Raw genomic sequence first — 24179 nt, forward strand, 5'->3', positions numbered from 1 at the left:
CTCAATATCCGATTTACCAACTTGCCTTGTGCATGCCGGGAACCATGCCATTAATAGTGGCTTTGCGCATATGCAATCTGCACAAGCCTGTCAATCTGTTATAAGCACGCGGCCTTCCGCACAGCTTGCAGCGGTTGCGTCGGCGCGATGGACTTGAATCGCGTGGAAGGTCTTGCAACTTGCTCATCGCTTCCCAACGTTCTTTGTCGCTTAAGTTAATATTGCTCACATCTTCTCTTAACTTGTCGCGTTTGGCTCGAAGGCGGTTCACGAGCTTCTGGCGTTTTGCATTACGGTTTCTGACTGATTTCTTTGCCATATCCTTAACTCACTTCTTTCTCTCTAAAAGGAAAATTGAATGCCTGCAAGAGAGCAAACGCTTCTTTATTGGTATTCGCGGAGGTGGTGATCGTGATATCCATCCCTCTCAGCGCATCAATTTTGTCGTACTCAATCTCAGGAAATACGATTTGCTCTTTAATTCCCAGACTGTAATTGCCACGGCCGTCAAACGACTTAGCACTGATACCACGAAAGTCACGCACGCGAGGCAGCGCAATGGTAATTAATCTGTCTAAAAACTCGTACATCTTTGCTTTGCGCAAGGTTACCTTGCAACCAATAGGCCAACCTTCGCGAATTTTAAAACCCGCGATGGATTTACGGGCCAATGTCGGCACCGCCTTCTGACCTGTGATTTTTTCTAAATCACCGATCGCATTCATGAGAATCTTCTTATCAGCCGCCGCTTCGCCAACACCCATATTAATAGTAATCTTTTCAATATGCGGAACCTGCATGACGGATGAGTAACCAAACTTTTCTTTCAGTTTTGGTACAATTTCTTTTTTATAAACATCGCGCAACCTTGGCATAGCAACACCTTTTACTCTTTAACTTCAACAGCTTGGTCGCTGGATTTAAAATATCGCACGCGTTGACCATCTTTTAAAACGCGCACACCGATCCGACTCCCTTTTTGTTTGGTTGGGTCGTAAACCATCACATTAGAACGGTGAATGGGCATGGACTTGGAAACAATGCCGCCGCGCTCGCCTGTATTGGGATTAGCCTTCACATGCTTTTTGGCAACATTAATACCATCAATCAGAAGCTTTTCTCCCCCATCAACGACAGAGAGCACAACTCCTTTCTTTCCCTTATCTTTACCTGCGATGACAATCACCTCATCGCCTTTTCTAATTTTTTTCATGATCGTTTCTCTTTAATCTGCCTATTAGAGCACTTCAGGTGCTAACGATATAATTTTCATAAAGTTTTCACCACGCAGCTCCCTGGTAATAGGGCCGAAAACACGGGTGCCTATCGGTTGTAATTGCGCATTAAGCAATACAACAGCATTCTCATCAAAGCGAATCGTTGAACCATCCGGCCTTCTTACACCTTTTTTAGTTCGAACGATAACAGCGTTCAAAACCTCGCCCTTCTTGACCTTGCCACGTGGGATCGCTTCTTTGACAGAAACCTTGATAACATCCCCAATACTGGCATATCGGCGCCGGGTGCCACCTAACACTTTTATACACATGACGCGACGTGCACCACTGTTATCAGCCACATCGAGCATTGTTCGCATCTGAATCATGCTTTACTCCAACTTCACTGTTAGCAAGCTTTTGAGCCCGCCAATATTATCATGTTTAATTAAAAATAAAAGCTTAAATACAACAATTTTTAACACGTCACTCCCGGGGAGGCGAGGGTCAATCACCGTTGATTGGGTGGTTGAAAGGGTCCTGCTTTCGCAAGAATAACGGTTTAAATTTTTCGCTCCGTCCTAAACCGGGGAAATAATTATTGTTCTTCCCGCTTTAGTATTTCTACCAGCATCCATCGCTTGGTTTTGGATAGCGGACGACTTTGTTTTATCATCACAAGGTCACCGATACGGCATGTATTGTCTTCGTCATGAGCATACATTTTGGAAAAACGTCGCACAAACTTCCCGTATAAAGGATGCTTTACCTTTCGCTCTATTTGAACAACGATCGTTTTGCTCATCTTGTCACTGATGACTTTTCCGATGATTGTCCGTTGAGACTTGCCTTGTTCTGTATCTTTCTGTTCAGTCATACGCTTGAACCTTTCTCTTTTAATATAGTTTTAATACGGGCAATATCCAGCCTTACCTTTTTAAACAGGTGCGGCTTTGGAGGTTGACCTGCGCCCTTTTGAATTCTCAGATTAAACTGCTCTTTTAATAAAGCTAGCAATTCTTTATTCAACTCTTCTGTGCTTTTATTTCGTAATTCACTGGCTTTCATTACAATATCGTCCGCGCTACAAATGCTGTTTTTACTGGTAATTTAGCTGCCGCAAGACCCAGCGCTTCTTTTGCTAAATCTTCGGTAACTCCTTCAATTTCAAACATAACGCGGCCAGGCTGTACAAGCGCAACCCAGTACTCAACGTTACCTTTACCTGAACCTTGTCTAACTTCCAACGGTTTCTTGGAAATAGGCTTATCCGGGAAAATTCGGATCCACACTTTACCGCCTCGCTTGATGTGGCGGGACATGGCACGACGCGCAGCTTCAATCTGGCGTGCTGTAATGCGACCGTGCTCTAATGTTTTCAGGGCAAACTCACCGTAGCTTACTTTCGTTCCACGGGTCGCTATACCTCGATTGCGGCCCTTGAATTGCTTTCTATATTTTGTACGTTTTGGCTGCAACATGGATTACTTCTCCTGCTTGGCAGTTTTTTCGGTGGTTTCACTTTGGGGAGCAGCCTTATCGCCTAAAACTTCACCCTTGAATATCCACACTTTGACTCCGATAACACCATATGTTGTATAGGCTTCTGCTAAAGCATAGTCGATATCCGCACGGAAGGTTTGCAAAGGAACACGTCCTTCTCTATACCATTCTGTACGCGCGATTTCGGACCCGCCTAATCTGCCGCTGACGCTAATTTTGATGCCAAGCGCACCTGAGCGCAGCGCGGTGGTGACAGCGCGCTTCATAGCGCGTCTGAACATGATTCGTCGCTCCAGCTGTTGCGCAACGGATTCAGCAACCAGCTTCGCGTCCAATTCAGGCTTACGCACTTCCTCGATGCTGACATGCACCGGCACATTTACAATTTTACTCACTTCATCACGCAGCGATTCTACTTCTTTACCGCTCTTGCCAATAATGACCCCCGGACGGGCGGTATGAACTGTAACTCTGGCATTACGCGCGGGACGGTCAATCTGAATGCGGCTAATTCCAGCTTGTGCGAGCCTTTTATGTAGAAAATCTCTTACTTTTAAATCGGCGCACAGTGTATCTGAAAATTCTTTTGCAGATGCATACCATCTGGATGCCCAGTCTTTTACAATACCTAAGCGTATGCCAACTGGATTAACTTTTTGCCCCATTACCGCTTACTCCTCATCTCATCCGATAAAACAACTGTAATATGGCAAGTTGGCTTCAAAATCCGGGATCCACGTCCCTTTGCTCTTGCCATCATACGCTTATAAGCTGGACCTTGATCAGCGAAGACCTCGGCGACTTTTAGCTCGTCAATATCCGCGCCATGATTATGCTCAGCATTCGCAATTGCTGAATCCAGGACTTTCTTTAATACCGCCGCGGCACGTTTGCGGCTAAATTTCAAAATGTCCAAGGCACGATCAATAGGCAAACCACGAATTTGATCGCACACAAGACGGCACTTTTGTGCTGACAATCTTGCAAATTTTAGTTTCGCTGCAACTTCCATTCTTGAATCCTCTATCTTCTATTCGCTTTACTCAGATGCCTTTGATTCTTCAGCACCCTTGGCCTTTCTGTCACCCGAATGGCCACGGAATGTGCGCGTAGCAGCAAATTCACCCAACTTGTAGCCAACCATGTTTTCTGTCACGTACACCGGTACATGGAGCCTGCCATTATGGACGGCAATAGTAAGCCCGACCATTTCTGGCACAATCATTGACCGTCTGGACCAGGTTTTAATGGGTCGTTTATCGTTCCCAGCAACGGCCTTTTCAACCTTTTTTATCAGGTGATTATCTACAAATGGTCCTTTTTTAATTGAACGTGGCACGCTGACACCTCATACATTAATTAGTAGTTATTTACTCTTGGCCTTTTCTATAAATTTAGCTGTGCGCTTATTCCTGCGGGTTTTATAGCCCTTTGTTGGAACACCCCATGGGGTAACAGGATGGCGTCCACCCTTGGTACGTCCTTCACCACCGCCATGTGGATGATCGATTGGGTTCATAGCCGTACCACGTACGGTAGGACGTATACCACGGTGCCGTTTAGCACCCGCTTTACCATAGGAAAGCAAGTTGTGCTCAGAATTACCCACTTCGCCAATCACTGCGCGGCATTCAGCCAGCACTTTACGCATTTCGCCGGAACGCATGCGTAAGGTCGCATAAATCCCTTCACGTGCAATCAACTGCACAGAAACACCTGCACTGCGTGCAAGCTTCGCACCACCACCCGGCTGCATTTCAATGCAGTGAATGGTTGAACCGACGGGTATATTCGCTAATGGCAGGCTGTTGCCAGGCTTAATGGCAGCATCACGCCCCGAGACCACTTCGTCGCCCGCCTTTAATCCCTTGGGGGCAATAATGTAACGTCTTTCACCATCTGCGTATAGCAGCAGCGCAAGATGTGCACTGCGGTTAGGATCATATTCCAGACGTTCGACTTTTGCTGTAATGCCGTCTTTATCGCGTTTGAAATCAACCAAGCGATATTTTTGTCTGTGACCGCCACCAATATGTCTGCAGGTAATCCTGCCCTGATTGTTTCTGCCGCCCGTCTTGGTTTTTTTCACAAGAAGCTGAGCGTGCGGCTCGCCTTTGTGCAAGTCTTTATTGACAACTTTGATTGCAAACCGTTGTCCTGGCGACGTTGGTGAAAGCTTAACAATTGCCATATTATCCTCAGTATAAATTCTATCTTGCTACTGCGTTAAAACTACTTAAAAAATTGCGCTATTATAAATATAAAAATCCACTATGAAAACTGCTGAAATAGCCGGCTAGTATCATTTTTTTAATTTATATTACTGCGCCCCTATAATATCGAGCTTTTGATCAGCCTGAAGGGTTACATAGGCTTTCTTCCAACCCTTTTTCTTGCCTTCAATTCCCCGAAAAATCTTTGTTTTTGATCGCACATTCACAATACGTACTGATTTCACTTTCGCATTAAACAAATGCTCAATCGCATCTTTGATTTCAGGTTTAGTTGCACTAGCCACCACCCGAAAAACGTAAGAATTTAACTTTTCAGTCCCAACTGTTGCCTTTTCAGATACATGCGGAGACAAAATGACTTTTAAAAGACGTTCCTGGTTCATTTCAGCAACCCCTCTATCTCTTTAATTGCTGCTTCAGTAATAATTACTTTTTCCACTTTAATCAAGGCGACAGGATCAGTGGCTGACGTTGCAGCGTCTCTTACCTCAATATGGGGCAGGTTACGCGATGAAAGATACAAATTTTCATCTACCACATCAGAAACGATTAGTGCCGCGCCTTCAACTTTCATGTCAGTCAGTTTTTTCAATAAAGACTTTGTCTTAGGTGCATCTACCTGAAATGAATCAACTATCACCAGTCTTTCCTGGCGAATCAATTCAGAGAAGATTGACCGCAGCGCACCTTTATACATTTTCTTGTTAACTTTTTGCTTATAGCTGCGAGGCTTGGCAGCAAATACTTTACCACCTGTTCTCCAGAGCGGGCTTCGAATGGTTCCGGCACGCGCCCTGCCTGTACCTTTCTGGCGGAAAGGTTTAACGCCACCACCGCTAACTTCGGCGCGGGTTTTCTGAGCCTTCGTACCAGCACGGCCAGCGGCCATATACGCTGTAACAATTTGATGGATCAATGCTTCATTAAAATCGCAGGCAAATACATCATCTGCGAGTTCCACCTTTTTTCTTGAATTCAGTAATTTTAATTCCATGGCCCTCTCCTCATGCGCTCTTCTTTACAGCCGGGGTAATAATGACATAGTTATCAGGTGCACCCGGCACGCCGCCTCTAATGAGCACCAAGCCACGATCTAAATCAATGCGTACAATCTGCTGAGACTGGATAGTTCTTTTCACGTCACCCATGTGACCTGCCATGCGCTTACCTTTAAAAACTTTACCTGGCGACTGTCGTTGCCCGATAGATCCAGGTGCTCGGTGCGAAAGCGAATTACCATGGGAAGCATCTTGTGAGTTAAAGTGGTGCCGTTTGATAACGCCGGCAAAGCCCTTACCTTTTGTTATGCCTGAAACATCGACGTACTGGCCAACAGTAAAACGGTCAAGCTTTAATTCAGAACCTACTTTTATGTCACCCAGACCACCTTCACCTTCTTCTTCCAGACGGAATTCCCAGAGACCAAAACCTGGTTCAACGCCCGCCTTTGCAAAGTGTCCGGCTTCCGGCTTTGTTAAACGTGTACGCTTACGATTTCCGGTGGTAACCTGAATAGCCGCATAGCCGTCATTTTCCATTGTTTTGATTTGGGTAACGCGATTCGGCAATACCTCAATGACTGTAACGGGTATAGATGCCCCATCCTCAGTATAAATCCGAGTCATCCCACATTTTTTTCCAAGCAAACCTATTGTCATTTTTATCGCCTCACCTAGGCCTTATCTCTACTACCGTTTCCCAGAAGACAGGCAAGCCCGTATTCTAGTGCCCATGCAGACGACTTGTCTGCATGGTGCGATTTAAATTAATTAGTCTTCTGCATCTACGCTGATTTGCACATCCACACCAGCCGCAAGATCAAGTTTCATCAATGCATCAATCGTCTTATCAGTCGGACGGTTGATATCGACTACACGCTTATGCGTGCGCAACTCGTACTGATCGCGAGCATCTTTATCTGCGTTGGGTGCAATACAAATCGTATAACGCTCAATGCGTGTTGGCAGTGGAATGGGGCCACGAACCTGAGCACCCGTTCTTTTTGCCGTTTCAACGATTTCTTTCGTTGATTTATCTATCAATCGGTGGTCAAAAGACTTTAACCGAATGCGAATTCTTTGACTCTTTCTTCCTATTGCCATAGCACTATTACTCGACTACTTTAGCGACGACACCAGCTCCGACCGTACGGCCACCTTCTCGGATCGCAAATCGCAATCCTTCTTCCATCGCTACCGGCGCGATCAATGTAACCACCATCTTGATGTTATCGCCTGGCATTACCATCTCAACTCCTTCCGGCAACTGCACTTCTCCCGTCACGTCTGTCGTGCGGAAATAAAACTGCGGACGGTACCCCTTAAAGAACGGTGTATGTCTTCCACCCTCTTCTTTTGACAGTACATACACTTCCGCTTCAAATTTCGTGTGGGGCGTTATACTACCCGGCTTTGCCAGTACTTGTCCACGCTCAACTTCTTCTCGCTTCGTTCCGCGCAACAGTACACCCACATTGTCTCCCGCCTGACCTTGATCCAGCAGCTTACGGAACATCTCTACACCCGTGCAGGTCGTCTTCGTCGTCGGCTTAATACCCACGATTTCAAGCTCATCACCTACCTTCACAATTCCGCGCTCTACTCGACCCGTGACCACCGTGCCTCGGCCTGAAATCGAAAACACGTCTTCAATCGGCAACAAAAACGGCAGATCCACTGGTCGTTCCGGAATCGGAATATAGTCATCCATCACTTCTACCAGCTTCATAATGGAAGGAATGCCTATCTCGCTTGTGTCACCTTCCAGCGCCTTCAATGCACTGCCAACAACAATCGGCGTCTTGTCTCCAGGAAACTGATACTGGCTCAGCAGATCTCTTACTTCCATCTCTACCAGCTCCAGTAGCTCTTTATCATCAACCATGTCTGCTTTGTTCAGGTACACAACAATGTACGGCACACCTACCTGACGCGCTAACAGAATGTGTTCGCGGGTCTGTGGCATCGGGCCATCCGCCGCTGATACAACCAGAATCGCTCCGTCCATCTGCGCTGCACCCGTGATCATGTTCTTCACATAATCCGCGTGACCGGGGCAGTCTACGTGTGCATAGTGTCTCTTCTCGGACTGGTACTCAACATGGGAGGTCGCAATCGTGATGCCTCGCGCCTTCTCTTCCGGAGCATTGTCAATCTGGTCGTAGGCTCTCGCTTCTCCACCAAATTTCTTCGCCAATATGCTCGTTAATGCCGCTGTCAGGGTCGTCTTCCCATGGTCTACGTGACCAATCGTGCCAACGTTTACGTGCGGCTTCGTACGCTCAAATACTTGCTTGCTCATCGAATCTTCCTCTCTTTATAAACCTTTTCTTCATTTCTCCCTTCCGCAGCTTCAAGCCGGGACAGGAAGATGTGATTTCACCGATTACTTCTTATTTTTATCAATAATTTGCTCAGCTATATTCGCTGGGACTTCACTGTACTTGGCAAATTCCATCGAATAGGTTGCGCGACCCTGTGTCATAGAACGGAGATCAGTCGCGTAGCCAAACATTTCGGATAGCGGCACTTCGGCATGGATCAGCTTACCGGATGGGGAATCATCAATTCCCTGCAAAATACCACGACGCCGGTTGAGATCGCCCATGACATCACCCATAAAATCTTCAGGTGTGACAGCCTCAACTTTCATAATAGGCTCTAAAATTACCGGCTTAGCGCGTTTTGCACCATCTTTGAATGCCATTGAACCTGCAATCTTGAAGGCCATTTCACTGGAGTCAACTTCATGGAATGAACCATCAAACAGGGTCACTTTGACATCCACCACGGGGTAACCAGCGATAACACCATTTTGCAGCTGCTCTTGGATACCCTTATCAACGGCAGGAATGTATTCTCTTGGAATAACACCTCCCACGATCGCATTTTCAAACTCGTAGCCCTTACCAGCTTCCTGTGGCTCGATCTTGATCCAGACATGACCATATTGACCGCGACCACCGGATTGGCGCACGTATTTCCCTTCCTGCTCAACCGAGGAGCGGATGGTTTCACGATAAGCTACCTGGGGTTTACCCACGTTAGCTTCAACACTAAATTCGCGCTTCATGCGATCCACGATAATTTCAAGATGGAGCTCGCCCATACCAGAGATAATGGTTTGGCCCGACTCTTCATCCGTATGGACACGGAATGACGGATCTTCCTGTGCTAGCTTGCCCAGTGCAATACCCATTTTTTCCTGGTCTGCCTTGGTTTTGGGTTCAACAGCAACCGAGATAACCGGATCAGGGAATACCATTCTTTCAAGAATGATCACTTTATCAGTGTCGGTAAGCGTATCGCCTGTTGTAACCTTTTTTAAACCCACGGCAGCAGCAATATCACCTGCCAACACTTCTTTAATCTCGGTACGGTCATTGGCATGCATTTGCAATATACGGCCAATACGCTCTTCACGATCTTTAATCGGATTGTAAACGGTATCACCTGAACGCAGCACGCCCGAGTAAACGCGAAAATAAGTCAGCGTACCCACATAAGGATCGGTCGCAATTTTGAACGCCAGCGCGGAAAAGGGTTCATTATCTGAAGGATGACGTTCTGCAGGAGTCCCTTCAGCATCATTCAAATGGCCCTTGACAGGCGGCACATCAATGGGTGACGGCAAATAATCAATGACAGCGTCCAACATCGCCTGCACGCCTTTGTTTTTAAAGGCAGAACCGCAAAGCATGGGAACAATTTCATTGGTCAAAGTGCGCTGACGCAGGCCGCGCTTGATTTCTGCCTCGGTCAACTCACCCGTCTCTAAATATTTATTCATCAGCTCTTCACTGGCTTCTGCTGCAGCTTCAACCAGTTGCTCATGGTATTTTTTGCACTCAGCCAACATATCCGATGCGATTTCACGTTCTTCGAATGTCGTACCCTGCGTTGCGTCATCCCAGTAGATGGCTTTCATCTTCACTAGATCCACTACGCCTTCGAACTTGTCTTCAGCACCAATAGGCATCTGGATAGGCACAGGATTGGCCTTTAATTTAGTCCGTACCTGATCAACCACACGCAAGAAATTAGCGCCTGTGCGGTCCATTTTGTTAACAAAGCCAAGCCTCGGCACACCATAGCGGGTTGCCTGACGCCATACGGTTTCGGTTTGTGGTTCAACGCCGCCAACAGCGCAGAACACAGCGCAAGCGCCGTCCAGGACGCGCAAGGAACGCTCTACTTCGATAGTAAAATCCACGTGGCCAGGTGTATCAATAATGTTAATGCGATACTGTGGAAACTGTTTAGCCATCCCATACCAGTAACAGGTTGTTGCAGCAGACGTAATAGTAATACCGCGCTCCTGTTCCTGCTCCATCCAGTCCATAGTAGCTGTACCTTCATGGACTTCGCCCAGCTTGTGGGATACGCCAGTATAAAAAAGAATACGCTCGGTTGTTGTTGTTTTACCGGCGTCAATATGGGCCATAATGCCTATATTTCGATATCGCTCAATTGGTGTTACACGTGCCACGATTCACCTCTACCTTACCAACGATAATGTGCAAACGCTTGGTTTGCCTTAGCCATACGGTGCACGTCATCACGTGTTTTAACGGATGCGCCGCGACCCATGCAGGCTTCATATAATTCGGCCGCTAAACGAAGCGCCATTGTTTTTTCTGAACGACTCTTGGCCGCCTTCACAACCCAACGCATTGCGAGCGCGAGACCTCTATCAGCCGCCACTTCTACTGGCACCTGATAAGTTGCACCACCCACTCGGCGTGATTTTACTTCAACAGTAGGAGCCACATTACCTAAAGCTTTTTGGAGTGACTCCAAAATTTCCTGTTTGCTGTGGGTGTGTGTTTTAGACTTCGGAGAGGCAGCGGCTGTCTTTTTGCCTTTTCCGCCCTCACCTTCGCCCTCACCCTTGTCGCCCTTACTTTCTTTCTTTAGACGATCCGTCAATGTATTCAAGGCGTTATAAACAATCGTTTCAGCGATAGATTTTTTACCCGCACGCATCACGACATTGATGAATTTGGCGACCTGATCACTTCCAAAAAGAGGATCGGGTAAAACTTCACGCTTGATTGCAGCTTTTCTTCTAGGCATTGCTCATTCCCACCGTTCCCAAAAAATTAAATATCTTATTGCTTAGGTTTTTTTGCACCATATTTGGAGCGACCTTGGCGCCGACCTTCAACACCACCGGTATCCAAGCTACCGCGCACGATATGATAACGAACACCGGGCAAGTCTTTAACACGACCGCCGCGAATCAGGACCACAGAGTGTTCCTGTAAGTTATGTCCTTCACCGCCAATATAAGCTGTGACTTCATAGCCATTGGTTAAACGTACACGTGCCACCTTACGCAAAGCCGAGTTCGGCTTCTTCGGGGTCGTTGTATATACGCGCGTACAAACACCGCGTTTTTGTGGGCTTCGACCCAATGCAGGAACCTTGGATTTAAAAACCTTTGGTGCCCTGCCACTACGCACTAGCTGATTAATCGTTGGCATTTAAATTCTCTCTCCAACCGTTAAATATTCGTTCCCGTTTCATTCCCCTATTTAGCATAAGGGCCATATAAAATGTTATTCCCGCTCCGGATCGAAATCCGGGTTAAACACCGGCGGGAATCCATCCCTGCAAAATCATACCCTTCAATCAGCGAAACATTGCTGAATAATTGTTTTTATTCAAGCAGTTCTGAAATTTCCGCCAGATGGGCTCCCGCCGGTGTTTAACCCGGATTTCGATCCGGAGCGGGAATAGCATTCTCCATCCCTTTAATCGACACAAAAAATGGTGCTTCCTCTCCCATCTCCATTCTGCGCTTCTACACGCAAAATTTATGTATAGGAGAGGCGCGATTCTAAAAAAGCACAACCTTTTATGTCAAGGACTTATTCAGTTTTATTTTACTTTTTCAGTACGCTGGTCACCCTGACCCTGGCGCTCAGAACCCACCTTACGGTCAAGATGATAGGCCAAGCCGGTACCTGCCGGGATCAGCCGACCAACAATCACGTTTTCCTTTAAGCCTCTCAATTCATCCAGCTTTCCATTGACAGCAGCGTCGGTGAGGACACGTGTCGTTTCCTGGAAGGATGCGGCTGAAATGAATGATTCAGTCGAAAGCGATGCTTTAGTGATACCCAGCAGCATAGGCTCATGGCGTGCTGGTATCTTGTTTTCTTTCTTAAGACGCTCATTGACTTCGCGCAGCAGGCTGTATTCCACCTGTTCAGCCTTGATGAAGCCAGCATCACCTGGATCTGCGATAATGACTTTGCGCAGCATCTGCCGAATAATCACTTCGATATGCTTATCGTTAATTTTTACACCTTGCAAGCGATAAACATCCTGAATTTCATTCACCAGATAATTCGCCAGTGCATTCACTCCCAACAGCCTTAGCACATCATGCGGATTCAGCGCGCCTTCGACCAGCACTTCACCTCTTTCCACATGTTCGCCTTCAAAGACGTTAATGTGACGCCATTTTGGAATCAGCTCTTCATGCACATCGCCCGATGGAGAAGTAATCATGAGGCGGCGTTTACCCTTGGTTTCCTTACCAAAGCTGACAATACCGGAAATTTCCGCAAGCACTGCGGCATCCTTGGGACGACGCGCTTCGAAAAGATCGGCTACCCGTGGCAAACCACCAGTAATATCGCGTGTTTTTGATGTTTCTTGCGGAATACGTGCAAGCACATCGCCTACTTTAACTTTCGCACCGTCTTCAAAGTTGATGATAGCATCAGCCGGCAGGAAGTATTGTGCCACCAAATTGGTGCCTGCCAGATACAAATCTTCGCCTTTGTCATCAACCAGCTTGATCATCGGCTTGAGTTCTTTACCACTCGCTGAACGCTGTTTTGGATCAGTCACAACAATGCTGGCTAAGCCTGTCAGTTCATCTGTCTGACGATGCATGGTGACGCCTTCAATCAAGTCTACAAACTTGATATGTCCGGCGACTTCAGTGATCACGGGATGGCTATGCGGATCCCAGTTTGCCACAATCTGGCCAGCATCGACCTTGGATCCATCCTTGACGCTTAGTTCTGCACCATAGGGGATTTTATAACGTTCACGCTCACGACCATGGTCATCCAGCACGGCTAATGTGCCCGAGCGAGATACGGCAATAAACTTGCCGCCCTGGCGTTCAATGATTTTGACGTTATGAAGTTTGGTCTTGCCTGGGAATTTCACCTGAACATTATTCACAGCAGTCGTACGCGATGCCGCACCACCGATATGGAAGGTTCTCATAGTGAGCTGTGTACCCGGTTCACCGATCGACTGCGCAGCGATAACGCCAACAGCTTCACCAATGTTAACGCGGTGACCGCGTGCAAGATCTCGACCATAACAGGCAGCACAGATACCAAAGCGGGATTCGCAGGCAATGGGTGTGCGTACATAGACCTGGTCAATGGTCATGTCTTCCAGCTTCCTAATCCATGTCTCGTCCAACAAGGTTCCCTGTGGGATAACCAGGGTATTAGATTTGGGATCATAAATATCCTGGGCTGTGACACGTCCGAGTACACGTTCATGTAACGGTTCAACCACGTCACCGCCTTCGATCAGCGGAGTGACCATAATGCCTTGGCTCGTACCGCAATCGTCTTCGGTAATCACCAGATCTTGTGCTACATCGACTAAACGGCGGGTTAGGTAACCGGAATTTGCGGTCTTAAGCGCGGTATCCGCGAGACCCTTACGTGCACCGTGTGTTGAAATAAAGTATTGCAACACGTTTAAACCTTCACGGAAGTTTGCCGTGATAGGTGTTTCAATAATGCTACCGTCAGGCTTGGTCATCAAACCACGCATACCGGCCAGCTGACGTATCTGTGCAGCGGAACCTCTCGCGCCTGAATCCGCCATCATGTAAATGGAGTTAAAGGATTCCTGCTTAACTTTGTGACCTTCTTTATCTTTCACTGATTCAGCGGAAAGTTCTTCCATCATCGCCTGAGCAACGAGGTCATTGGTGCGTGACCAGATATCCACGACTTTGTTATAGCGTTCACCTTGGGTCACGAGACCGGATGCAAACTGAGCCTGAATCTTGCGGACTTCATCTTCCGCCTGCTCAATGATGTCGGATTTTTTCTTGGGGATAACGAGGTCATTCACGCCAATCGAAAGACCGGAGCGCGTCGCATAGTGGAAGCCGGTATACATCAGATGATCTGCAAAGATAACCGTTGCTTTCAAGCCGACTTGACGATAAGCAGCATCGATCAGGCTGGAAATCGTCTTTTTGTTCATGGTGGTGTTAACCAGGTTAAAAGAGAGACCCTTTGGCAGTAATTCAGAAAGAATAGCGCGGCCTACGGTTGTTTCAACAAAACGGATTTTTTCCTTGAATTCACCCGGCTTGTCGCCAAATTCATATTCCTTGACACGCGCGCGAATTTTAGCATGCAAATCAACAATGCCGTTTTCATAAGCACGATGCACTTCATCCACATCTGCAAACACCATGCCTTCACCACGCGCATTAATGCGTGTACGAGTAAGGTAATAAAGGCCTAATACCACATCTTGCGTTGGAACAATAATGGGTTCGCCGTTCGCGGGTGACAGAACATTGTTAGTAGACATCATTAATGAACGCGCTTCAAGCTGCGATTCCAGTGACAATGGAACGTGCACAGCCATTTGGTCACCGTCAAAGTCGGCGTTATATGCGGTACAAACCAGCGGATGCAACTGAATTGCTTTACCTTCAATCAGGACAGGTTCGAATGCCTGAATACCCAATCGGTGCAGTGTTGGCGCACGGTTTAGCATGACAGGATGTTCGCGGATGACTTCTTCTAATACGTCCCAAACCTCGGGCTCTTCACGCTCAACCATTTTCTTGGCAGCTTTAATCGTGGAAGCAAGGCCGAGCATTTGCAGGCGGCTATAAATAAACGGCTTAAACAATTCCAGCGCCATTTTCTTCGGCAATCCGCATTGATGCAGTCTGAGTGTAGGACCCACAACGATGACAGATCGACCGGAGTAATCAACGCGTTTACCAAGCAGGTTCTGACGGAATCGGCCTTGTTTACCTTTGATCATGTCAGCCAGTGACTTGAGCGGACGTTTGTTGGAGCCAGTGATGGCACGGCCGCGACGACCGTTATCCAGTAACGCGTCAACGGATTCCTGCAGCATGCGTTTTTCATTACGCACAATGATGTCCGGCGCATTCAGATCCAGCAATCGCTTTAAACGATTGTTGCGATTGATCACACGGCGATAGAGATCGTTCAGATCAGAAGTCGCAAATCGTCCGCCATCCAAGGGAACCAATGGACGCAGATCGGGTGGTAACACGGGTAATACGGTCAGAATCATCCATTCGGGTTTATTGCCTGAATCCAGAAAGGCTTCCATTAGTTTCAATCGCTTAGACAGCTTTTTATGCTTGGCTTCAGAGGAAGTCTTGGTCAGCTCATCGCGAATGCGTGGTACTTCCACTTCCAGATTGATGCCGCGCAATAATTCTTGGATCGCATCTGCACCCATTCTGGCTTCAAATTCATCGCCATACTCTTCAATGGCGTCATAATAAGCTTCTTCAGATAATAATTGCCCCTTCTCCAATTGCGTCATACCGGGGTCAATGACCACATATGCTTCAAAGTAGAGAACCCGTTCAAGATCACGCAGGGTCATATCCAGCATCAACCCTATACGGGAAGGCAGCGAACGCAGGAACCAGATATGCGCGACAGGGCTGGCCAGTTCAATGTGACCCATACGCTCACGACGCACGCGGGAAAGCGTGACTTCAACACCACACTTTTCGCAAACCACGCCACGATGTTTCAGGCGTTTGTATTTGCCGCACAAGCATTCATAATCCTTAATAGGACCAAAGATTTTGGCGCAGAAAAGTCCGTCCCTTTCTGGCTTGAATGTACGATAATTAATCGTTTCCGGCTTCTTAACTTCACCAAAAGACCAGGATCGGATCATATCCGGAGAAGCAAGACCAATGCGGATAATGTCGAATTCTTGCGGCTGATTTTGCTGTTTAACCAGATTCAGTAAATCTTTCAAGGTGAATCCCCCTCATGCCATAACGCAATAGTTAACCTTTCATTTCTATCATAAAACCTCTATCAAGAGGCCTGCAGAACGGGCGGCGGCCAAAAGCCTACGCCCTTTTTTCTGCAGCAGAATCAATCAAACTCAATGTTTATCGCCAGCGAACGGATCTCCTTAATGAGCACGTTAAACGCTTCCGGCATGCTTGATTCCATATAGTGATCACTGTCTACGATGTTCTTGTACATCTTGGTTCGGCCGGTGACATCGTCCGATTTCACTGTCAGCATTTCCTGCAAAGTGTAAGCAGCGCCATATGCTTCAAGTGCCCACACTTCCATTTCACCGAATCGTTGACCACCAAATTGCGCTTTACCGCCTAATGGCTGCTGGGTCACCAGACTGTAGGAGCCGGTAGAACGAGCGTGCATCTTGTCATCCACCAAGTGATTTAGCTTCATCATGTACATGTAACCAACAGTTACCGGCCGATCAAAAGCATTGCCCGTACGTCCGTCATGCAATGTAGCCTGGCCTGTTTCTGGCAGATCAGCCAGTTTCAGCATGGCTTTAATTTCTTCTTCAGAAGCACCATCAAATACAGGTGTCGCAAATGGCACACCTTCACGCAAATTATTGGCCAGGGTGAGCAGTTCATCATCATTCAAACTGGACAGGCTTTCTTTGTGCTTGCCAATGCCATAAATCGAATTCAGGAACTGACGAATATTGCGAGAGGATTGACGCGAATCAATCATCTGGCCCACTTTGCGTCCGAGCTCTTTTGAAGCCCAACCCAAATGAGTTTCCAACACTTGTCCAACGTTCATACGTGATGGTACGCCCAAGGGATTCAACACGATATCAACAGGGGTTCCGTCTGCGAGATAAGGCATATCTTCCACGGGTACAATCATGGAGATAACACCCTTGTTACCGTGACGTCCCGCCATTTTATCGCCGGGCTGCACACGGCGTTTAACTGCCATATAGACCTTCACGATTTTCAGCACACCAGGAGCAAGATCATCACTCTGAGTGATCTTCTGATGCTTGGCTTCATAAGCTTTTTCAAAGTCCAAACGGATTTTCTTGAGTTGTTTGGCAGCGGTTTCCAACTGTTTGCTCGCGCTTGCATCCTTGAGATGGATTTCAAACCACTTTTCGCGCGGTACTTCGGTCAGATAGGTTTTGGTAATCTTTGAACCCTTCTTTAGTTTATTGGGTCCGCCTTCTGCCACGCGGTTCAGCAGCAATTTTTCAACGCGGGAGAATACGTCATTTTCTTTAATACGCATTTCATCGCTTAAATCCTGCTTGGCTTTAGCCAGTTCATTCTTTTCAATTTCTAGCACACGTGAATCTTTCTTGACGCCTTCACGAGTGAATACTTGAACGTCAATGACCGTACCTTCCATCCCCGTTGGCACACGTAATGAAGTATCTTTTACGTCTGATGCTTTTTCACCGAAAATAGCGCGAAGCAGTTTTTCTTCTGGTGTCAGCTGAGTTTCACCTTTTGGCGTTACCTTACCGACCAGAATATCGCCTGAATTGACTTCAGCACCGATGTAAACAATGCCGCACTCATCCAACTTCGATAATGCACTTTCGCTGACATTCGGAATATCGGCAGAAATTTCTTCCGGTCCCAATTTGGTATCGCGGGCAACGCAAGTTAATTCTTCGATATGAATACTGGTAAATCTGTCTTCCTGCACAACGCGTTCGGAAATGAGGATAGAGTCTTCGAAGTTGTATCCATTCCAGGGCATAAACGCAACAAGCAGGTTTTGACCGAGAGCGAGTTCGCCGGTATCGGTTGATTGACCATCTGCTAGCACATCGTGCTTTTCAATGAGATCGCCTTTTTGCACCAGAGGACGCTGATTAATACAGGTATCCTGATTGGTACGCGTATACTTGGTAAGATTGTAAATATCCACACCCGTACTGCCTGGTTCCGCTTCTGTATCGTTTACGCGGACTACAATACGTGAGGCATCCACATAATCCACTTCACCACCACGCTTTGCGACCATGGTCACGCCGGAATCTTTAGCGACCAGATGCTCTATACCTGTACCGACTAACGGTTTTTCCGTTTTGAGCGTAGGCACAGCTTGGCGCTGCATGTTTGATCCCATCAATGCACGGTTAGCGTCATCATGCTCAAGGAAGGGGATGAGTGCCGCAGCAACCGAAACGATCTGCTTGGGCGAAACATCCATAAATTGGACACGATCAGGCGTTGAGAAGGTAAATTCATTTTTATGTCTGACAGGTACCAGTGAATCGGTTAATCGTCTTTTTTCATCAACCGTTGCATTAGCCTGTGCGATGATATAGTCGCCTTCTTCAATCGCTGACAGATAGACAACGTCGTCCGTCACTTTTCCGTTGATAACTTTGCGATAAGGCGTTTCTAAAAAGCCATATTCATTGGTTCGCGCATACACAGCTAGCGAGTTGATCAAACCAATATTGGGGCCTTCCGGCGTTTCAATAGGGCAAACGCGACCATAATGAGTAGGATGTACGTCACGCACTTCAAACCCTGCGCGCTCACGGGACAAACCACCCGGTCCCAATGCTGATACGCGGCGCTTATGGGTAATTTCTGAAAGCGGATTATTCTGGTCCATGAATTGGGAAAGCTGGCTGGAACCAAAAAATTCCTTGATCGCCGCGGAGATCGGTTTCGCGTTGATAATATCCTGCGGCATAATTGCTTCGATATCTGGAAGGCTTAAGCGTTCCTTCACAGCGCGTTCAACACGTACCAGGCCAATGCGGAACTGGTTTTCTGTCATTTCACCTACGCAACGAACGCGGCGATTGCCTAAGTGATCGATATCGTCTACAACATCTTCACCATTGCGAATTCGAATCAGTGTTTTTAAGACATCTAGGATATCTTCTTTTGACAGCACGCCTGAGCCCGTGATTTCCTTTCTGCCCACGCGGCGGTTTAATTTCATGCGACCCACATCGGAGAGATCATAACGCTCCGGTGTAAAGAACAGGTTTTTAAACAGGGCTTCTGCCGCATCTTTGGTAGGCGGTTCGCCAGGACGCATCATGCGATAAATTTCAACGAGGGCTTCCTGCGCATTTGTCGTTGAATCAATGCGTAATGTATCTGAAACATAAGGGCCACGATCGATGTCATTGACATACAGTGTTTCAAAACGCTTGATGCCTGAGCTAATTAACGTCTTTAGCATGTCTCCGGTAATGATATCATTCGCATTACCCAGCACTTCACCTGTTTCAGGATGGATCACTGCTTTTGCCAGCACTTTGCCTAACACATAATCTGCTGGCACTTCGAGATTCTTGATGCCTGCTTTTTCCAGCTGGGCAATGTGACGCGCCGTGACACGGCGGCCTTTTTCAATGATGACCTTGCCTGCTTTCTTGACTTCGAACAGTGCAATTTCACCACGCAGACGTTCTGACACAAGATGCAGAATAATTTTGCCATCTTGAATATCAAATATATTATTTTCAAAAAAGGTAGCTAAAATTTCTTCCACTGACATCCCAAGCGCACGCAGGAGGATTGTCACTGGCAGCTTGCGGCGACGATCGATACGTGCATGAATGGTGTCTTTGGGATCAAATTCAAAGTCCAGCCATGAACCGCGATAAGGAATAATACGCGCAGAGAATAACAATTTGCCGGACGAATGTGTTTTTCCTTTATCATGCTCGAAGAATACACCTGGTGAACGATGCAACTGGGAAACCACAACACGCTCGGTTCCATTAATGACAAAAGTACCATGCTCCGTCATCAGGGGAACTTCACCCATATAGACTTCTTGCTCTTTGACGTCTTTAATGGCCTGGGTTGTACCTGCCTCTGCTTCCCGATCATAATGCACAAGCCGCAGCTTGACACGCAGCGGTGCTGCATAAGTCAATCCGCGCATTTTGCATTCTTTTACGTCAAAGATAGGCTCGCCTAAGCGATAACTCACATACTCTAATGCCGCATAACCCGACAAGCTGCTAATTGGAAATACCGATGAAAATACGCCATGCAAGCCGCTTGAGCTTTCGCCATCACCCAGAAACTTGCGATAGGAATCCATCTGGATCGCAAGCAATGAGGGTACATCAATAGCGCTCAGGAGTTTGCCGAAATTTTTACGAATACGCTTTTTCTCAGTATATGAGTAGGTTGAACCCATGTGTAATACCTCTGCGTCTGCACGATCAACTATACTTTCCACCCCGGTTCAGGGACGGTTGCTTACACGGTAACGCGCGGTAAGCAAGCCTTTTCAATAAACCGAGCCGTTTTAAGTATACAAGCGAAATAAAGGAAAAGCCGGCGATAAGCCAAATCACCGGCCCTAACAAAATTGACAATCAAGTGTAACAATTTAACAGCGAGGCCGTTACTTGATCTCAACTGTCGCTCCTGCTTCTTCCAATTTCTTTTTGATCTCTGCTGCTTGTTCCTTGGTAACACCTTCTTTAATTGGCTTTGGCGCACCTTCAACGAGATCTTTAGCTTCCTTCAGGCCAAGGCTGGTGAGTTCGCGCACAACCTTGATGACATTGATTTTGTTGTCGCCTGCTTTAGCAAGGATAACATTGAACTCAGTTTTTTCTTCCTGAGCCGCAGCACCTGCGCCAGCAGCAACCGGCGCAGCAACTGCAACCGCAGCAGCAGAAACACCAAACTTGTCTTCCATAGATTTAATTAATTCAACGACATCCATCACGCTCATTTGGGATATCGCTTCCAAGATTTCTTCTTTGCTTACTGCCATTTTTAATCACTCCAAACTTATTAATTATAGACACTAATTTAAAAAAAGTTATGCAGCCGCCTGCTTTTGATCGCGAATAGCTGCGATGGTTCGAACCAATTTAGCATGGGGTTCTGCCAGTGTACGTACGAACTTGGTAATGGGCGCTTGCATGACCGACATCAATTGAGCAATCGCTTCATTACGGGTTGGCAAGCTCGCCAGTCTATCCAAGCCTTCTGGTGGCAGCAGCTGACTCTCAATAGCCAACGCCTTCACCTTAAGCTTTTCATTTTCTTTGGCAAACTCTTTGATTAAACGCGCAGCTGCACTTGGCTCTTCTTGCGAAAACGCCAACAGCAACGGGCCAACCAGTTCTTCCTGCATACAGGCAAACTGTGTTCCCTCTAACGCACGGCGTGCGAGCGTATTACGTACTACACGCATGTAAACGCCTGCTTCACGAGCAGATTTACGAAGCCCGGTTAATTGGGCAACGGTTAGCCCGCTATACTCAGCAGCAACGAGAGACACCGCCTGTTTCGCAACGCTGGCAACCTCACTAACAATGGCCTTTTTATCTTCTAACTTTAGTACCATTTAATACCTCCGATTGTCGGACATTGCCTTATCAGAAAGCAGAAAAATGAAGAAATCAAACCAGAAGTTATTAAATTTATTGCATCAATCTGGCTTCGCTCGCAATAAATGTCTTCTGCCTTAAAGCCCCCATCTCAACCTTCCGTCCTCTGATGGCAATACCAGTCCATTGGCATCACCGTCTGCGTAGGTTGATGAATACATTCACCTTATTAAGCCCGCTCGACTCTTCTTTCACCTAAAAGCCATGCAAGCACCTACGGTCTCTGACGGGCATTGGCATAAGCAAAGCCACGTCAAATTCTGTCATCCCGCCTTCTGGCGAGGTGCCCCTTTGGGGCAATATTATGCTCCACCTGTTTTTTGATGGCGGCTGATTATACCATTTCACATAAGCGATTGATAGAACATGCTTTATGAAAATGACTCTGCTCTATAGCGCCAGCGACGATATATCAAGCGATAAGCCAGGCCCCATGGTGGTAGAAAGCGTAATTTTCTTAAAATAAATACCCTTAGCTGTGCTGGGCTTGGCTTTTTTAAGTGCGCCAAGAACAGCGTTGAGATTTTCTGAAAGATCTGCTGTGTTAAAGTCAATTTTGCCAATGGTGCAATGAATAACGCCAGCCTTGTCTGTACGGTAACGAACCTGGCCCATTTTAGCGTTTTTAACTGCATTAGCAATATCAGGAGTCACTGTTCCATCTTTTGGGTTAGGCATCAAGCCGCGAGGACCCAAGATTTGGCCTAACTGGCCGACGATTCTCATGGCATCCGGGGTCGCCAGCACCATGTCAAAGTCAATCTTTCCACCCTTTACCTGCTCAGCGAGATCTTCAAGACCAACCAGATCTGCGCCCGCTTTTTTTGCCGCATCGGCATGAGCAGAACTTGTGAAAACAGCTACGCGCACATCACGCCCAGTACCTTTTGGGAGAACAATGGCACCGCGCACCGCCTGATCAGATTTACGCGGGTCTACACCGAGATTAACCGCCAAATCAACGCTTTCACGGAACTTGGCTTTTGGCATTTTTTGAATGATTTCAAAAGCTTCCCTCAAGGAATACTGCTTGCCGGGTGTCAGTAAATCACGAATTGCACGAATACGTTTTGCTAATTTTGCCATGTTACACTCCCTCCACTTCGATGCCCATGCTGCGCGCACTGCCCGCAATGCAGCGAACAGCTGCTTCGAGACTTGCCGCAGTCAGGTCCGGCATTTTGACTTTTGCGATTTCTTCTAGCTGCTTACGGGTTACTTTGCCAACCTTGTTAGTGTTTGGCGTGCTGCTGCCTTTTTCTACTTTTGCAGCTTCCTTAACCAGATAAGAAGCGGGAGGCGTTTTGATAACAAAAGAAAAGCTTCTGTCTTCGTAAACCGTGATAACGACTGGCAGTGGCTTGCCTTGTAAATTGGGCGTCTGGGTTTGCGCATTAAACGCTTTGCAAAACTCCATGATATTAACACCTTGCTGACCCAAAGCAGGGCCCACGGGTGGGCTTGGATTCGCTGCGCCACCTTTAATTTGCAATTTAATATACGCTTTTATTTTCTTTCTAGATCTGGATGCAGTCATATATCACCTCATCTTGGGTACAAACGCCTCTCGGCTCCCCGTTACTAAATAACTGTCATGCCAGCACGGGCCGGCATGACACACAAACTCAAACCTTCAATAACAAAACATCCATGCAGTCAGATAGCTGATCTGCATGGATTTAAGATCTATCCCTTTTCAACCTGATCAAACTGTAACTCGACAGGCGTTGAGCGGCCAAAGATCAATACAGCAACACGCAGCCGGTTCTTCTCATAGTTAACTTCTTCAACGACGCCATTAAAGTCAGCAAAGGGTCCATCAATAACACGAACCACCTCGCCCACTTCAAACAGAACCTTGGGTTTGGGTTTTTCACTGCTATCTTGTATACGCTGCAAGATGGTTTCAGCTTCTTTGGGACTAATCGGCGCCGGCTTGTCACTGGTTCCACCAATAAATCCCAACACCTTGGGAATAGATCGCACCAAATGCCAGGTCTGATCATCCATCACCATTTCAACGAGCACATAGCCCGGAAAAAACTTGCGTTCACTTTTTCTTTTTTGACCGCCGCGCAGCTCCACCACCTCTTCAGTGGGAACTAAAATCTCACCAAATTTGTCTTCAACACCTTCAAGGCGAATACGCTCCTGCAGGGCCTGCATGACAAATTTCTCAAATCCAGAGTATGCGTGCACAACATACCAGCGCTTTTTCGGCATTGTCTGATCTGTTGTCATAACGAAATTCCTCGATAGTAGCTATAGCTCACTCTTAGCCTCTTTGCCCGGTTAGCCAGCCAATCAGCCAAACTAAAACGCTATCCATACCCCACAATAGAAGAGCAAGGATAATGACCATTGCAGCAACAACCAGCGTTGTCTGCATTGTTTCTTCACGTGTAGGCCAAACGACTTTTCGCAATTCCCCACGGGATTCGCGAAAGAATTCAACCACCCACCGACCTTTTTGGGTCCGCGAAATCACAAATCCGGCAATTGCCAAGACCGCGAGCCAAACCAGGGTACGTATTGGCATGGAAATTTCGCTATAGTAATGATTACCAACCAATCCGGCAAGCAATAAAACTAGAGCAACTAACCACTTAAGCCAGTCTAGCCGCCCCTCTCCCTGATTTTCTGCCTTAAAAACCATTACATTAGCCTTTGATTTCACGCCCTGACTTCTCACTTAAAGATCAATACAATCAGGCCAGGAGGGTCTCGAACCCCCAACCTGCGGTTTTGGAGACCGCCGCTCTGCCAATTGAGCTACTGGCCTA

At 47.1% G+C, this 24179-nt stretch carries 27 protein-coding genes and 1 tRNA gene; all 28 read right to left on the reverse strand.

Going from position 1 to position 24179, the window contains the following annotated elements:
* Positions 1-13: 13 nt before the first annotated feature.
* The gene (gene rpsN / locus AQUSIP_RS07905; RefSeq protein ID WP_114833731.1) at positions 14-319 is read right to left on the reverse strand and encodes a 30S ribosomal protein S14; all 306 of its coding nucleotides are present in this window, start codon (positions 317-319) and stop codon (positions 14-16) included.
* A gap of 4 nt (positions 320-323) precedes the next feature.
* The gene (rplE, locus tag AQUSIP_RS07910; protein WP_114833732.1) at positions 324-875 is read right to left on the reverse strand and encodes a 50S ribosomal protein L5; all 552 of its coding nucleotides are present in this window, start codon (positions 873-875) and stop codon (positions 324-326) included.
* A gap of 11 nt (positions 876-886) precedes the next feature.
* A complete protein-coding gene (gene rplX, locus AQUSIP_RS07915) occupies positions 887-1213 on the reverse strand; it encodes a 50S ribosomal protein L24 (RefSeq protein ID WP_114833733.1) in 327 nt (108 codons plus the stop codon).
* Between the two features lie 24 nt (positions 1214-1237).
* Entirely contained in the window at positions 1238-1606 is a 369-nt protein-coding gene (rplN, locus tag AQUSIP_RS07920) for a 50S ribosomal protein L14 (protein ID WP_114833734.1), read from the reverse strand.
* Positions 1607-1815: 209 nt separating this feature from the next.
* Positions 1816-2094 carry a 30S ribosomal protein S17 gene (gene rpsQ / locus AQUSIP_RS07925; RefSeq protein ID WP_114833735.1) on the reverse strand — a complete coding sequence of 93 codons (279 nt, stop codon included), beginning with the start codon at positions 2092-2094 and terminating at the stop codon, positions 1816-1818.
* Complete coding sequence (gene rpmC / locus AQUSIP_RS07930) at positions 2091-2285, reverse strand: 50S ribosomal protein L29 (RefSeq protein ID WP_114833736.1); 195 nt, start codon at positions 2283-2285, stop codon at positions 2091-2093. The genes rpsQ and rpmC overlap by 4 nt, the downstream gene beginning before the upstream one ends.
* The gene (gene rplP, locus AQUSIP_RS07935; protein ID WP_114833737.1) at positions 2285-2698 is read right to left on the reverse strand and encodes a 50S ribosomal protein L16; all 414 of its coding nucleotides are present in this window, start codon (positions 2696-2698) and stop codon (positions 2285-2287) included. Before rplP ends, rpmC begins: the two co-directional genes overlap by 1 nt.
* A 3-nt stretch (positions 2699-2701) precedes the next feature.
* The gene (rpsC, locus tag AQUSIP_RS07940; protein WP_114833738.1) at positions 2702-3385 is read right to left on the reverse strand and encodes a 30S ribosomal protein S3; all 684 of its coding nucleotides are present in this window, start codon (positions 3383-3385) and stop codon (positions 2702-2704) included.
* Positions 3385-3732: a 50S ribosomal protein L22 gene (gene rplV, locus AQUSIP_RS07945; protein ID WP_114833739.1), complete on the reverse strand. Its 348-nt coding sequence runs from the start codon at positions 3730-3732 to the stop codon at positions 3385-3387. The genes rpsC and rplV overlap by 1 nt, the downstream gene beginning before the upstream one ends.
* 27 nt (positions 3733-3759) lie before the next feature.
* The gene (gene rpsS / locus AQUSIP_RS07950; protein ID WP_114833740.1) at positions 3760-4059 is read right to left on the reverse strand and encodes a 30S ribosomal protein S19; all 300 of its coding nucleotides are present in this window, start codon (positions 4057-4059) and stop codon (positions 3760-3762) included.
* Between the two features lie 27 nt (positions 4060-4086).
* A complete protein-coding gene (rplB, locus tag AQUSIP_RS07955; protein ID WP_114833741.1) occupies positions 4087-4911 on the reverse strand; it encodes a 50S ribosomal protein L2 in 825 nt (274 codons plus the stop codon).
* A 129-nt stretch (positions 4912-5040) separates the two neighbouring features.
* Positions 5041-5337 (reverse strand): 50S ribosomal protein L23, encoded by a 297-nt coding sequence (rplW, locus tag AQUSIP_RS07960; protein WP_114833742.1) that lies wholly within the window; start codon positions 5335-5337, stop codon positions 5041-5043.
* Positions 5334-5948 carry a 50S ribosomal protein L4 gene (rplD, locus tag AQUSIP_RS07965; RefSeq protein WP_114833743.1) on the reverse strand — a complete coding sequence of 205 codons (615 nt, stop codon included), beginning with the start codon at positions 5946-5948 and terminating at the stop codon, positions 5334-5336. Before rplD ends, rplW begins: the two co-directional genes overlap by 4 nt.
* Before the next feature lie 10 nt (positions 5949-5958).
* Positions 5959-6612, reverse strand: coding sequence for a 50S ribosomal protein L3 (gene rplC / locus AQUSIP_RS07970; protein WP_114833744.1), 654 nt, complete (start codon positions 6610-6612; stop codon positions 5959-5961).
* A gap of 111 nt (positions 6613-6723) precedes the next feature.
* Positions 6724-7056 (reverse strand): 30S ribosomal protein S10, encoded by a 333-nt coding sequence (rpsJ, locus tag AQUSIP_RS07975; protein ID WP_114833745.1) that lies wholly within the window; start codon positions 7054-7056, stop codon positions 6724-6726.
* A gap of 7 nt (positions 7057-7063) precedes the next feature.
* Positions 7064-8254 (reverse strand): elongation factor Tu, encoded by a 1191-nt coding sequence (gene tuf / locus AQUSIP_RS07980; protein ID WP_114833746.1) that lies wholly within the window; start codon positions 8252-8254, stop codon positions 7064-7066.
* Positions 8255-8338: 84 nt separating this feature from the next.
* Positions 8339-10396: an elongation factor G gene (fusA, locus tag AQUSIP_RS07985; protein ID WP_232058689.1), complete on the reverse strand. Its 2058-nt coding sequence runs from the start codon at positions 10394-10396 to the stop codon at positions 8339-8341.
* Between the two features lie 59 nt (positions 10397-10455).
* On the reverse strand, positions 10456-11028 hold the full coding sequence (gene rpsG / locus AQUSIP_RS07990) for a 30S ribosomal protein S7 (protein WP_114833748.1): 573 nt from the start codon (positions 11026-11028) through the stop codon (positions 10456-10458).
* Between the two features lie 35 nt (positions 11029-11063).
* Positions 11064-11438: a 30S ribosomal protein S12 gene (rpsL, locus tag AQUSIP_RS07995; protein ID WP_114833749.1), complete on the reverse strand. Its 375-nt coding sequence runs from the start codon at positions 11436-11438 to the stop codon at positions 11064-11066.
* Positions 11439-11835: 397 nt separating this feature from the next.
* Positions 11836-15999 carry a DNA-directed RNA polymerase subunit beta' gene (gene rpoC, locus AQUSIP_RS08000; RefSeq protein ID WP_114833750.1) on the reverse strand — a complete coding sequence of 1388 codons (4164 nt, stop codon included), beginning with the start codon at positions 15997-15999 and terminating at the stop codon, positions 11836-11838.
* 122 nt (positions 16000-16121) lie between these two features.
* A complete protein-coding gene (rpoB, locus tag AQUSIP_RS08005; RefSeq protein ID WP_114833751.1) occupies positions 16122-20186 on the reverse strand; it encodes a DNA-directed RNA polymerase subunit beta in 4065 nt (1354 codons plus the stop codon).
* Positions 20187-20396: 210 nt separating this feature from the next.
* Positions 20397-20774, reverse strand: coding sequence for a 50S ribosomal protein L7/L12 (gene rplL, locus AQUSIP_RS08010; RefSeq protein WP_114833752.1), 378 nt, complete (start codon positions 20772-20774; stop codon positions 20397-20399).
* 48 nt (positions 20775-20822) lie between these two features.
* On the reverse strand, positions 20823-21353 hold the full coding sequence (gene rplJ / locus AQUSIP_RS08015; RefSeq protein WP_114833753.1) for a 50S ribosomal protein L10: 531 nt from the start codon (positions 21351-21353) through the stop codon (positions 20823-20825).
* 433 nt (positions 21354-21786) lie between these two features.
* Complete coding sequence (gene rplA, locus AQUSIP_RS08020; protein WP_114833754.1) at positions 21787-22482, reverse strand: 50S ribosomal protein L1; 696 nt, start codon at positions 22480-22482, stop codon at positions 21787-21789.
* Position 22483: 1 nt separating this feature from the next.
* Positions 22484-22933, reverse strand: coding sequence for a 50S ribosomal protein L11 (rplK, locus tag AQUSIP_RS08025; protein WP_114833755.1), 450 nt, complete (start codon positions 22931-22933; stop codon positions 22484-22486).
* A 149-nt stretch (positions 22934-23082) separates the two neighbouring features.
* Entirely contained in the window at positions 23083-23637 is a 555-nt protein-coding gene (gene nusG, locus AQUSIP_RS08030) for a transcription termination/antitermination protein NusG (protein ID WP_170131748.1), read from the reverse strand.
* 34 nt (positions 23638-23671) lie between these two features.
* The gene (gene secE / locus AQUSIP_RS08035; RefSeq protein ID WP_232058656.1) at positions 23672-24073 is read right to left on the reverse strand and encodes a preprotein translocase subunit SecE; all 402 of its coding nucleotides are present in this window, start codon (positions 24071-24073) and stop codon (positions 23672-23674) included.
* A 32-nt stretch (positions 24074-24105) separates the two neighbouring features.
* Positions 24106-24178: transfer RNA gene (locus tag AQUSIP_RS08040), tRNA-Trp, on the reverse strand.
* Between the last annotated feature and the right edge of the window lies 1 nt (position 24179).

Origin of the sequence: Aquicella lusitana (genome assembly GCF_902459475.1) — a bacterium.
Lineage (GTDB): Bacteria > Pseudomonadota > Gammaproteobacteria > DSM-16500 > DSM-16500 > Aquicella > Aquicella lusitana.